We start from the raw sequence: 11,626 nt of genomic DNA on the forward strand, positions 1-11,626 counted from the left end.
CACGCCGATGAGCCTGCAACTGCGTTTCGCCCAGGCCAGCGCCACCGGGCCGCGCGAGGAAAACCAGGACGCCCTGCGCCTGGTCACCCCGGCGCCGGAGCTGGCCGCCAGCAAGGGCTACCTGTTCGCCCTTGCCGACGGTGTCAGCCAGTGCGCCGACGGTGGCCTGGCGGCACGTGCCAGCCTGCAGGCGCTGGCCCTGGACTACTACGCCACGCCCGCGACCTGGAGCGTGGCCCAGGCCCTTGACCGCCTGCTGCTGGCGCAGAACCGCTGGCTGCGTGCCCAAGGCAGCGGTCAACCGCTGCTGACCACCCTCAGCGCGCTGGTGCTGCGTGGCCGGCGCTTTACCCTGGCCCACGTCGGCGACTGCCGGGTGTACCGCTGGCACGCCGGGCGCCTGCAATGCCTGAGCGAAGACCATGTGTGGGACCAGCCCGGCATGCAGCATGTGCTCAAGCGTGCGCTGGGCCTGGACCAGCACCTGCTGGTGGATTACCTGGAAGGCGAGCTGCAGGCGGGTGAATGTTTCCTGCTGCTCAGCGACGGGGTCTGGGCCAGCCTGGGCGACCAGCACATCCAGGCGGTGTTGCGCGAGCAACCCGACCTGCAACTGGCCGTCGATACCCTGGTCGCCAGCGCGCACCTCAACGGCAGCCAGGACAACGCCAGTGCCTTGCTGGTGCAGGTCGAGCAGACGGGCACGGCCAACCTCGGCGACACCTTGGCACAGTTGCAGCAATGGCCTGTGCCCGGCTCGCTGCGCGAGGGCCAGCTCATCGATGGCTGGCACGCCGAAAAGCTGCTGGCGCACAGCCGCCAGTCGCTGCTGTACCGGGTACGCGATGGCCAAGGCCAAGCCTGGCTGCTCAAGACCCTCCCCGCCGGGCGCGAGCAGGAGCCCGGCGCGGCGCAAGCCCTGCTGTTGGAGGAGTGGTTCCTGCGCCGGGTCGCCGGTCGGCACTTTCCCGAACTGCACGCGGCCAACCAGCGCCAGCACCTGTACTACGTGATGCGCGAATACCCCGGCCAGAACCTGGCGGCGCTGCTCGCCGAACATGGCCCACTGCCCCTGTCGCAGTGGCTGGAGCTGGCCCGGCAACTGCTGCAGGCGGTCGGCGTGCTGCACCGGCGCAACCTGCTGCACCGCGACATCAAGCCGGAGAACCTGCACCTGGGCAGCGACGGCCAGCTGCGCCTGCTGGACTTCGGCTTGGCCTACTGCCCCGGCCTGTCCGAAGACGCGCTGCACGAGCTGCCGGGCACGCCCTCGTACATTGCCCCGGAAGCGTTCGATGGCCAACCGCCGAGCCCGCGTCAGGACCTGTATGCCGTGGGCGTCACGCTGTACCACCTGCTGACCGGGCATTACCCGTACGGCGAGGTCGAGGCTTTCCAGCGCCCGCGCTTCGGCCAGCCGGTCAGTGCCGCGCGCTATCGCCCCGACTTGCCGGAATGGCTGCAGCACAACTTGCAGCAGGCGGTGGCGGCCGACCCGGCGCAACGTTTCGAAACCGCCGAACACTGGTTACTACTGCTCGAGCGCGGCGACCGCCAGGAACTGCCCGACCGGCCACGCCCACTGCTGGAACGCGAGCCACTGAAGGTGTGGCGCACCCTGGCCCTGTTGTCCTTGCTGTTCAACCTGATCTTGCTGCTCACCCTGCTCAAGGGCTGAACGCACCTTGCCGATGAGGAAATGCTGATGAATGCGAAAGTCTGGCTGGTCGGTGCCGGCCCTGGCGACCCCGAGCTGCTCACCCTCAAGGCCGTACGTGCCCTGCAGCAGGCCGCCGTGGTGATGATCGACGACCTGGTCAACCCGGCCGTACTGGAACATTGCCCCCAGGCCCGGGTGATCGCCGTAGGCAAGCGCGGTGGCTGCCGCTCTACCCCGCAGGCGTTCATCCAGCGCCTGATGTTGCGTCATGCCCGGCAAGGGCGTTGCGTGGTGCGGCTCAAGGGCGGCGACCCGTGCATTTTTGGCCGGGGTGGCGAAGAGGCGATGTGGCTGCAGGGGCATGGCATCGAGGTGGAAGTGGTCAATGGCATCACGGCCGGGCTGGCCGGGGCCACGCAGTGTGGCATTTCCCTGACCTCACGCGGTGTGAGCCGGGGCGTGACGCTGGTGACGGCGCACACCCAGGACGACAGCGAACTGAACTGGAAAGCCTTGGCCCAGGGCGGAACGACGCTGGTGGTTTACATGGGTGTGGCGCGGCTGGAGCAGGTGCGCCAGGGGCTGCTGGACGGCGGCATGGCGCCGGGAACGCCGGTGGCGATGATCGAAAATGCCTCGTTACCGCAGCAGCGGGCGTGCTGGAGCGATGTACAGGGGATGGTGGAGGTTGCGCGAGGGTTTGGCTTGCGTAGCCCGGCGATATTGGTGATCGGAGAGGTGGTTGGGGCACAGGTAGCCCGGGAACAGGTGGCAGTTGCTGGGTGATGTGCTGCCTGCGCCGCTCCCGCCAGGCCCATACAAACTCGAAAAACAGGCAAAGAAAAACCCGGCCAAAGCCGGGTTTTTCTTGAAGCTTCAAACCAATTACTTGGCCTGGGCTTCTACCTGAGCTTCAACGCGACGGTTGATAGCGCGGCCTTCTTCGGTGGCGTTGTCGGCAACCGGACGGGTTTCGCCGTAGCCTACCGAGTCAACACGGCTGGCTTCTACGCCGTACTGCTGGGTCAGGACCTGCTTGACAGCGTTGGCACGACGCTCGGACAGCTTCTGGTTGTAAGCGTCTGGGCCGACGGAGTCAGTGTGACCTTCCACGGTGGTGGTGGTCTGTGGGTACTGCTTCATGAAGTCAGCCAGGTTCTTGATGTCGCCGTAGCTGTTTGGCTTGACGACCGACTTGTCGAAGTCGAACTTGACGTCCAGCTCAACGCGAACGACTTCGGCAACAGCCGGGCAGCCATCAGCGTCAACGGTAACGTTGGCCGGGGTGTCCGGGCACTTGTCAACGTTGTCGCAAACGCCGTCGTTGTCGGAGTCGGAGCAGACTTCGGCAACAGGAGCCGGAGCAGCTTCAGCTTGCTTCGGGCTACCGCCGAAGTTCAGGCCAACGCCAACGCTCGGGGCCCACTCGGTGTCGCCCTGGTCGATGTTGTACTGAGCTTCAACGCCAGCACGGGCGTAGAACATGTCGGTGATGTACCACTTGGCGCCAGCGCCAACGTTGGCGAAGGTGGAGTGGTCACGACCGCCACGGCCGGTCTGGCCCAGCGACTGGTGCGAGAAACCAGCGGAAACGTACGGACGGATAGCGTCGTACGGGTTGTTGAAGTGGTAAACGGCGTCCAGGGCGGTGTTCGAGCCCTTGATGTTCTTGCCGTCTTCGCCACGAGCGTTGTGAACTTCGTCGTAGCCCAGACGCAGCTCAACGTCGTCGGTCAGGAAGTAACCGATCGAACCGCCGAACAGGTTGCCGTCGTTCTTGAAGTCGCGCTGGCTGTCGAAGAACTCTTTCTTGTAGAAGACTTCAGTTTCGACGGCGCCTTGGCCTTGCGCCATAGCGCCAATCGAAGTGGCGGCTACAAGCGAACCAATGGCCAAGCCCAAGGTGTTTTTCAATTTCATCCGTTAAATCCCCATCTGGTGATAGTTAAGCAGTCCCACCACAAACAAGGGGGACAACTCGACGGCAAGTCTAGCAGAACTCGCCGGTTCGTTAGAGATATTTGCACGCCCCTAAGTTTCATCAAGGCCGGCAAATTTCTCCCGAAGCTTGTCAAGCGCGCGCTTGTAGCGCATTTTCGTCGCGCTCAGGCCCATGTGCATGATGTCGGCAATTTCCTGAAATTCCAGCTCTGCGACAAAACGTAGCACCAGAATTTCCCGGTCAATCGGGTTCACATGCACCAGCCACTTGTCCAGCCCGCCTTTTTCTTCCGGTTTCGGAGCCTTTTCTTCGGACGCCTCTTCGACAGGGTCCAGACTCAAGGCATCCATCAACCGCCGCTTGCGGCGCTCCTTGCGGTACTGGGTAATGCATTCGTTGTAGGTGATGCTATAAAGCCAGGTCTTGAACTTGGACTTGCCCTCGAAGTTCTTCAACCCATACAGCACCTTCAGCATGACCTCCTGACAGACATCGTCCGCGTCACGGTCGTTCCCCAGATAACGTGCACAGACGTTGAACAGGGTCCGTTGATAGCGCCGCATGAGTTCCTCATAGGCGCGGGTAACGTGGTACAGCTCCTCATGCGAACGCGCCACCAACTCTTCGTCGGTGAGCTCGCGGGGGTCATAGCGCATGGGCGGCGAATGAACTTTATTCAAAACGGATCTGGCCGACAGTCAGGTCAATGTCGCCGCGCGACCCCGTGGGTCGATTTTCGCGGCGGCATACATTAACAGCTTTTGTGCGGTTAGCGGCTATTGACTCGCTGTTCCAGCAACTCGCGGTTGGACAACGACACTAGTTCGCCATCATCGGTCAGCAGCGTGGTCTTCACCGTACCGATCTCCTCGATTTGCCCTTCGACCTCGCCAATCCGCACCTGCTGGCCGACCTGGTACAGCTCGCGCACGTAGATGCCAGCCAGGATCTGCCCGGCAATTTCGCGGCTACCAAGGCCCATTGCCAGCGCAACGGCCAGACCAACGGTAATCAGCCCGATCACGATCACATGGTTGAGCAGGTCGGTTTTCACTTCCAGCTGGCTGATGGCCACCGAGATGCTGATGATGATCACCAGGCCCTGGGTAATGCGCCCCAGCCCTGCCGAGTATTCCAGACCAATGCCTTCGGCAGCGCCACGCACCAGGCCGTTGGCGACCTGGGCCAGGAGCACGCCGGCGAGCAGCACCAGCGCCGCGCCGAATACCTTCGGCAGGTACAGGGCGAGCATGTCGAGGGTCGCCGAGACTCGCTCAAGGCCCAGCGACTCTGCGGCCGAGACCAGGAAAATGAGCAGCACGAACCAGTACACGACCTTGCCGATCAAGGTCGAGATCGGCACCTGGATGCCGACCCGGCCCAGCATCTTGGTCAGCCCGGTACCGGCCATCAGGCGGTCCAGGCCGAATTTGGCAAGCAGCTTGGACAGCAGCGTGTCGAGCAGCTTGGCCACCACGAAACCAAGCAGCACCACGACCAGCGCGCCGAACAGGTTGGGGATGAAGTTCGCTACCTTGGTCCAAAGGGCAGTCATGGCAGTGACAAGGCTCTGGGTCCAGAGATCGAGTTCCATATTCAATCGGCCTTATCTGCTTTGCTGCCACTGGCAGCGTTGCGGGAAGAGTGTCGACGCACCGGCGCAACATGCGCCGCGCCATTGTTCACGGCGATCAGCAGCGCCTGGCTCCAGCGGCCAAGCAGGCTGAACAGATCACCGGCACCAACCTGGCGGTTGGCAGTTTTCAGCACGCGACCCAGGCAGGCGGCGTCATCCCGGTCGTCCCGGTCATTGCCGGAGGGTGACGCCTTGAGCAGGTCACGCAGGGATTCTTCAAACGGATCGTGCATGGGCACCTCGCGCAGTGTCAGTCAGAGACGAGATGGCCGGGCGATGGGTCACACATTCATACCCATCGCAACCGGCGGAACAGCCACCACTGCCCCACCGCCAGCCCCAGCACCACGATGCAGGCGAACAGGAAGCCATAGGGGTTTTCCGCCCCCGGGATGCCGCCGACGTTGATGCCCAGCAACCCGGTGACGAAACTCATGGGCAGGAAGATGCATGTGATGATGCCGAAACGGTACATGGTCCGGTTCATCCGCTCGCTGCGCCGGCGATCCTGGCTTTCCAGCACCAGCGCGGCGCGTTCGCGGGCCAGTTCCAGCTCTTCGAGATAGCGGATCAGGCTGTTGTTGAGTTCGTTCCAGTAATCGGCGTCGGCGTTGGCGAACCAGCTCCATTTGCTGCGCGACAGCTGGGCGTAGATCTCCCGCTGCGGGGCGAGAAAACGACGCAGGCTGGCAGCGCGCCGGCGAATCTGCTGCAGGCAACCGTTCTCCGGTGTATACCGCTCGTCGGATTCGACCTTTTCTTCCTCCAGGTCGACCTGTTCGGACAGGTCACTGACCAGGGCCTGAACCTTTTCCGTCAGCAGTTCGCCCATCAGCAGCAAGAGCTCGGAGGCCGATTTCGGCCCTCTGCCCTCTTCGAGCTGCTGGAGAATCTCGTCACTGGCACGCAAAGGCCGCAGGCGCAGCGAAATGACCCGCTGCGCTTCGGCGAAGATGCGCACCGAGACCATGTCTTCAGGCTCGGCACCCGGGTTGAGGTTGACCCCACGCAGGAACAGCAACAGTTGCTCTTGCGCCATGGGCAGCAGGCGCGGGCGGGTGTTCTCCTCGAGCAGCAGCTCGCAGGCAAATTCGCTGAGCCCGCTGTCGTGCAGCAGCCAGGTGCGGGTTTGCGGATGGCTGCGGTCCCAGTGCAACCACAGGCTTTGCCCGGGTTGCAGTTGCAGGCTGTCCAGTTCGGTACGGGCAATCGAGCGCGCGCCGCCCTTGCCATCGAGCACCAGGGCATGCACCAGCCCCCACTGCGCGTTGTCTTCCTCGAACATCAAAGCTCCATCAGCGCGTGCGGCGCATCACTCCGGCATTTTCAGCGGGCTTGGCGAGACCAGCACGCCATTGTTGTCGGCATATACGTACTCACCCGGGCGGAAGGTCACCCCGGCGAAAGTCACCGGCACGTTCAGGTCGCCGATGCCACGCTTGTCGGTCTTCATCGGGTGGCTGGCCAAGGCCTGCACCCCGACATCGGTCTGGATCAGCACGTCGACGTCACGCACGCAACCGTAGATCACCAGGCCTTCCCAGCCGTTCTTCGCGGCCTTTTCAGCCAGCATGTCGCCAAGCAAGGCACGGCGCAGCGACCCACCGCCATCGACCACCAGGACCTTGCCCTTGCCATCGAGCTCGACCTGCTCCTTGACCAGCGAATTGTCCTCGAAGCATTTGATGGTGACGATCTGGCCGCCGAAGGAATCACGGCCACCAAAATTGCTGAACATCGGTTCCAGCACCTGCACCAGGTCCGGGTAGGCGTCACACAGGTCGGGCGTTACGTAATGCTGCATGGGAAACTCCTGTCAGTCACAACGAAAGCGGTTATCGGCCAAGGCTACACCCTGGAGGCTGTCGCAGTCATCCAGGACTGAGCAGTCATGTCTGCCTGTACTGGCAGCAGCGGATCCCGCAGCCAGCGCTCCACCATCGGCCACACTTGCACCTGTGCGGCCTTGCTCACCAGCATGTCGACATGCCCGAAGGCCTCGAAACCTTCCTCGCGGCCCAGTCGCAGAAACTGCTTGCGCTCCCCGCCCATCTGCTCGAACAGCTTGCGGCAGGCCCATACCGGGTCCTGGAAGTCGCCCGCACCGGCCACCGCCAGCAGCGGCACATCCACCCCGGCGAGGCCGGCCCACCAGTCGTTGTGCTTGTCGCCAAAGCGCCCGAACAGGCCATGCCAGCGCATGCTCTCCAGCGCCAGGCCAATCGGTTCGTCCTCCGGACCACGCTTGAAACGTGGCCCGGAGATCTGCCCCCAGCGCCTGAGCAGCAGCTTCGCTCCCCAGGTCAGCGGCGGCACCTTCAGTGGCCAGTACACACGGCTGATCTGGGTACCGAACAAGGCCACGCTGGCAACCTGGCCGGCGTCCAGAAAACCACCCCCCAGGGCTGCTGCCAGGGTCGTGCCGCCCAGGGAATGACCGACCCAATGCGGCGCCTGGCCGGACTGCTCGCACACGAACGCGGCAATCAGCGGCAGGTCATCTCGGGCATAGGCGGCAACGTTATTGTGCTTCCAGTCGCGGTTGCGTGGCGACAGCCCGTGGCCGCGCATCTCCGGGATCCACACGTCGAAACCGGCGCGGGCAAGAAACGCTCCCAGGCCAACCCCTTTGGGCGAATACCAGAAGCGACGGTTGGAAAAGCTGCCGTGCAAAAGGATGACCGGCGCCCCCTGGGCCTGGCCCTGGTCGGCCAGCCCAAGACGGGTCACGGCCAGCTCGACAGTAGGATCCGGGCCGTTGCCGGCCTTGATCCGATACACGTCTTCGCTGAGGTCGCCGCGGCGTTCGGCACTGAGCAGGGCCACGGGAAATAGAGTGCTGCTGCTTTGCATAAGGTTGCTTGGTGCATAAAAAAGGGCGGGATCCATTGCTGGAGCTCGCCCTGGAAAAACCAGGCGGGGGACGCCAGACGTTCCCCCGCGTTCTACTGCATCAGGCCTCGTCCTGGCCCTCGGCCAGGTAGAACCAGGTTTCGAGTACCGAATCCGGGTTCAGCGACACGCTATCGATGCCCTGCTCCATCAGCCACTTGGCCAGGTCCGGGTGGTCCGACGGGCCCTGGCCGCAGATGCCGATGTACTTGCCGGCCTTGTTGCATGCGGCAATGGCGTTGGCCAACAGCTTCTTCACCGCTGGGTTACGCTCGTCGAACAGGTGGGCGATGATGCCCGAGTCGCGGTCCAGGCCCAGGGTCAGCTGGGTCAGGTCGTTGGAGCCGATGGAGAAGCCGTCGAAGTATTCGAGGAATTCCTCGGCAAGGATGGCGTTGGACGGCAGCTCGCACATCATGATCACGCGCAGGCCGTTGTCGCCACGGGCCAGGCCGTTTTCGGCGAGCAGGTCGACGACCTGGCTGGCTTCGCCCAGGGTACGCACGAACGGCACCATGATCTCGACGTTGGTCAGGCCCATCTCGTTGCGCACGCGCTTCAGTGCGCGGCACTCGAGCTCGAAGCAGTCACGGAACGACTCGCTGATGTAGCGCGAGGCACCGCGGAAGCCCAGCATCGGGTTCTCTTCTTCCGGCTCGTACAGCTTGCCGCCGATCAGGTTGGCGTACTCGTTGGACTTGAAGTCCGACAGGCGCACGATGACCTTTTTCGGGTAGAAGGCCGCCGCCAGGGTACTGATGCCCTCGACCAGTTTCTCGACATAGAAACCGACCGGGTCATGGTAGCCGGCGATGCGCTTGTCGACGCTGTCTTTCAGGTCGGCTGGCAGGCCGGCGTAGTTCAGCAGTGCCTTGGGGTGCACGCCGATCATGCGGTTGATGATGAACTCGAGGCGCGCCAGGCCGACACCGGCGTTGGGCAGCTGGGCGAAATCGAAGGCACGGTCCGGGTTGCCGACGTTCATCATGATCTTGAACGGCAGGTCGGGCATGGCATCGACCGAGTTCTGCTTGACGTCGAAGCCCAGCTCGCCCTCGAAGATGAAGCCGGTGTCGCCTTCGGCGCAGGATACGGTCACGCCCTGGCCATCCTTCAGCACCTGGGTGGCGTTGCCGCAACCGACCACGGCCGGGATGCCCAGCTCACGGGCGATGATCGCCGCGTGGCAGGTGCGCCCGCCACGGTTGGTGACGATGGCGCTGGCGCGCTTCATGACCGGCTCCCAGTCCGGGTCGGTCATGTCGGAAACCAGCACGTCGCCCGGCTGGACCTTGTCCATTTCCGAGACGTCGTGGATCACGCGGACCTTGCCGGCGCCGATGCGCTGGCCGATGGCGCGGCCTTCGACCAGGACGGTGCCCTTCTCCTTCAGCAGGTAGCGTTCCATGACATTGGCGCTGGAACGGCTTTTCACCGTTTCAGGGCGGGCCTGGACGATGTACAGCTTGCCGTCGTCACCGTCCTTGGCCCACTCGATGTCCATCGGGCGCTGGTAGTGCTGCTCGATGATCATGGCCTGCTTGGCCAGCTCGCTGACTTCGGCATCGGTCAGGCAGAAGCGTGCGCGCTCGGCGCGGTCCACTTCCACGGTCTTGACCGAGCGGCCGGCCTTGGCTTCGTCGCCATAGACCATCTTGATCGCCTTGCTGCCCAGGTTGCGGCGCAGGATCGCCGGGCGGCCTGCCTGCAAGGTGCTCTTGTGCACGTAGAATTCGTCAGGGTTGACCGCACCCTGCACCACGGTCTCGCCCAGGCCGTAGGCGCCGGTGATGAACACCACATCGCGGAAGCCCGACTCGGTGTCGAGGGTGAACATGACGCCGGCAGTACCGGTTTCCGAGCGGACCATGCGCTGCACGCCGGCCGACAGGGCGACCAGCTTGTGGTCGAAGCCCTGGTGCACGCGGTAGGCGATGGCGCGGTCGTTGAACAGCGAGGCGAACACTTCCTTGGCCGCGCGGATCACGTTGTCCACGCCGCGAATGTTGAGGAAGGTTTCCTGCTGGCCGGCGAACGAGGCGTCCGGAAGGTCCTCGGCAGTAGCCGAGGAGCGCACGGCAACGGCCATGTTGTCGTTACCGGCGGCCATTTCGGCGAAGGCCGCGCGGATCTCGCTATCAAGGCGCGGCGGGAAGTCGGCTTCCATGACCCACTGGCGAATCTGCGCGCCGGTCTTGGTCAGGGCGTTGATATCATCCACGTCCAGTGCGTCGAGCGCCGCATGGATACGGTCGTTGAGACCACTCTGTTCGAGAAAATCGCGGTACGCCTGCGCCGTAGTGGCAAAGCCGCCCGGCACCGATACACCAGCACCTGCGAGGTTGCTGATCATCTCGCCCAGGGATGCGTTCTTGCCCCCCACATGCTCCACATCATGGACGCCGAGCTTATCGAGGGAAACTACGTACTCTACCAAGGTGATCTCTCCACTAACTGTGTTGGAAAAGCTCAAGGGCGCCCGCCTGCCTTCATTGACTTGGCCGGACGCTTGTGGCCTGTACATGGAAAATAAGTGAGAATGCCGACAGCCGCATTCGGCAAACCGAACTTATCATATCCAAGAAACGTCATCAGCTTAAGGCCCAGATCGCAAATGAAACGAACCGCGTTCTTCATCTCCGACGGCACCGGCATCACTGCCGAAACCCTGGGCCAGAGTCTGCTCGCTCAATTCGAGAGCATTCCTTTCAATAAATTCACTCGTCCCTATATCGATTCGCCGGACAAGGCACGGACCATGGTCCAGCAGATCAATGCCGCAGCCGAGCGCGACGGTGTCCGCCCGATCATCTTCGACACCATCGTCAATCAGGACATCCGGGAAATCCTGGCGACCTCGAACGGCTTCATGATCGACATCTTTTCTTCGTTTTTATCCCCGCTCGAACAGGAATTGACTGCCCACTCGTCGTATTCCGTCGGTAAATCGCACTCGATCGGCGGCAATTCCAACTACATGGAGCGCATCGAGGCAGTCAACTTTGCCCTGGACAACGATGATGGCGCGCGCACCCATTACTACGACAAGGCCGACCTGATCCTGGTCGGGGTGTCGCGCTGCGGCAAGACCCCGACCTGCCTGTACATGGCCATGCAGTTCGGCATCCGTGCCGCCAACTACCCGTTGACCGAAGACGACATGGAGCGTCTGCAGTTGCCGGCAGTATTGAAAAAGCACCACAACAAGCTGTTCGGCCTGACCATCGACCCCGACCGCCTCACCGCCATCCGCCACGAGCGCAAACCCAACAGCCGCTATTCGAGCTTTGCCCAGTGCGAGTTCGAAGTGCGCGAGGTGGAAAGCCTGTTCCGCCGGGAGAACATTCCACATATCAATTCCACGCATTTCTCGGTGGAAGAGATTTCGGCCAAGATCCTGGTCGAGAAAGGGGTGGAGCGCCGGTTCAAGTAAGGCGAAGGGCGCGCCACAAGATTTTTATCGTCAGTGAGGTCGCGCGCCGCGCGGGCGGCGCTC

11 protein-coding genes are annotated in these 11,626 nt (G+C 63.0%); 3 read left to right on the forward strand and 8 right to left on the reverse strand.

All coding sequences use genetic code 11. The annotated features are described in order from the left end of the window. Positions 1-7: 7 nt before the first annotated feature. Positions 8-1,678 carry a bifunctional protein-serine/threonine kinase/phosphatase gene (locus tag ACVWZT_RS00750; RefSeq protein ID WP_296234496.1) on the forward strand — a complete coding sequence of 557 codons (1,671 nt, stop codon included), beginning with the start codon at positions 8-10 and terminating at the stop codon, positions 1,676-1,678. Between the two features lie 27 nt (positions 1,679-1,705). After that, positions 1,706-2,446, forward strand: coding sequence for a uroporphyrinogen-III C-methyltransferase (cobA, locus tag ACVWZT_RS00755; RefSeq protein ID WP_457467689.1), 741 nt, complete (start codon positions 1,706-1,708; stop codon positions 2,444-2,446). Between the two features lie 99 nt (positions 2,447-2,545). Here cobA and ACVWZT_RS00760 read toward each other — a convergent pair whose 3' ends face one another. The 8 genes from ACVWZT_RS00760 to ppsA all read right to left on the reverse strand — a co-directional run bounded on the left by ACVWZT_RS00760 (position 2,546) and on the right by ppsA (position 10,567). Then, positions 2,546-3,580 carry an OmpA family protein gene (locus ACVWZT_RS00760; RefSeq protein ID WP_170029049.1) on the reverse strand — a complete coding sequence of 345 codons (1,035 nt, stop codon included), beginning with the start codon at positions 3,578-3,580 and terminating at the stop codon, positions 2,546-2,548. A 111-nt stretch (positions 3,581-3,691) separates the two neighbouring features. Next, positions 3,692-4,258 (reverse strand): RNA polymerase sigma factor SigX, encoded by a 567-nt coding sequence (gene sigX / locus ACVWZT_RS00765; protein ID WP_033696348.1) that lies wholly within the window; start codon positions 4,256-4,258, stop codon positions 3,692-3,694. Between the two features lie 113 nt (positions 4,259-4,371). Further along, positions 4,372-5,196 (reverse strand): mechanosensitive ion channel family protein, encoded by an 825-nt coding sequence (locus tag ACVWZT_RS00770; protein WP_170029048.1) that lies wholly within the window; start codon positions 5,194-5,196, stop codon positions 4,372-4,374. Positions 5,197-5,198: 2 nt separating this feature from the next. Then, complete coding sequence (locus tag ACVWZT_RS00775) at positions 5,199-5,471, reverse strand: CrfX protein (RefSeq protein WP_296234491.1); 273 nt, start codon at positions 5,469-5,471, stop codon at positions 5,199-5,201. A gap of 56 nt (positions 5,472-5,527) precedes the next feature. Next, positions 5,528-6,523, reverse strand: coding sequence for a zinc transporter ZntB (locus tag ACVWZT_RS00780; RefSeq protein ID WP_457467692.1), 996 nt, complete (start codon positions 6,521-6,523; stop codon positions 5,528-5,530). A 27-nt stretch (positions 6,524-6,550) separates the two neighbouring features. Continuing rightward, a complete protein-coding gene (rraA, locus tag ACVWZT_RS00785) occupies positions 6,551-7,042 on the reverse strand; it encodes a ribonuclease E activity regulator RraA (RefSeq protein WP_015269495.1) in 492 nt (163 codons plus the stop codon). Between the two features lie 44 nt (positions 7,043-7,086). Further along, positions 7,087-8,091: an alpha/beta fold hydrolase gene (locus ACVWZT_RS00790; RefSeq protein ID WP_457467694.1), complete on the reverse strand. Its 1,005-nt coding sequence runs from the start codon at positions 8,089-8,091 to the stop codon at positions 7,087-7,089. Positions 8,092-8,191: 100 nt separating this feature from the next. Further along, the gene (gene ppsA / locus ACVWZT_RS00795) at positions 8,192-10,567 is read right to left on the reverse strand and encodes a phosphoenolpyruvate synthase (RefSeq protein ID WP_296234486.1); all 2,376 of its coding nucleotides are present in this window, start codon (positions 10,565-10,567) and stop codon (positions 8,192-8,194) included. Positions 10,568-10,744: 177 nt separating this feature from the next. Between ppsA and ppsR the strand changes: the two genes are divergently transcribed. Beyond that, positions 10,745-11,563 (forward strand): posphoenolpyruvate synthetase regulatory kinase/phosphorylase PpsR, encoded by an 819-nt coding sequence (gene ppsR / locus ACVWZT_RS00800; protein WP_225776982.1) that lies wholly within the window; start codon positions 10,745-10,747, stop codon positions 11,561-11,563. Positions 11,564-11,626: the final 63 nt, after the last annotated feature.

The organism is Pseudomonas sp. TE21394 (assembly GCF_054057835.1).

Coding starts and splice junctions, on each gene's coding strand:
- ACVWZT_RS00750 (WP_296234496.1), top strand. CDS start 8: ATGAGCCTGCAACTGCGTTTCGCCCAGGCCAGCGCCACCGGGCCGCGC.
- cobA (WP_457467689.1), top strand. CDS start 1,706: ATGAATGCGAAAGTCTGGCTGGTCGGTGCCGGCCCTGGCGACCCCGAG.
- ACVWZT_RS00760 (WP_170029049.1), bottom strand. CDS start 3,580: ATGAAATTGAAAAACACCTTGGGCTTGGCCATTGGTTCGCTTGTAGCC.
- sigX (WP_033696348.1), bottom strand. CDS start 4,258: ATGCGCTATGACCCCCGCGAGCTCACCGACGAAGAGTTGGTGGCGCGT.
- ACVWZT_RS00770 (WP_170029048.1), bottom strand. CDS start 5,196: ATGGAACTCGATCTCTGGACCCAGAGCCTTGTCACTGCCATGACTGCC.
- ACVWZT_RS00775 (WP_296234491.1), bottom strand. CDS start 5,471: ATGCACGATCCGTTTGAAGAATCCCTGCGTGACCTGCTCAAGGCGTCA.
- ACVWZT_RS00780 (WP_457467692.1), bottom strand. CDS start 6,523: ATGTTCGAGGAAGACAACGCGCAGTGGGGGCTGGTGCATGCCCTGGTG.
- rraA (WP_015269495.1), bottom strand. CDS start 7,042: ATGCAGCATTACGTAACGCCCGACCTGTGTGACGCCTACCCGGACCTG.
- ACVWZT_RS00790 (WP_457467694.1), bottom strand. CDS start 8,091: ATGCAAAGCAGCAGCACTCTATTTCCCGTGGCCCTGCTCAGTGCCGAA.
- ppsR (WP_225776982.1), top strand. CDS start 10,745: ATGAAACGAACCGCGTTCTTCATCTCCGACGGCACCGGCATCACTGCC.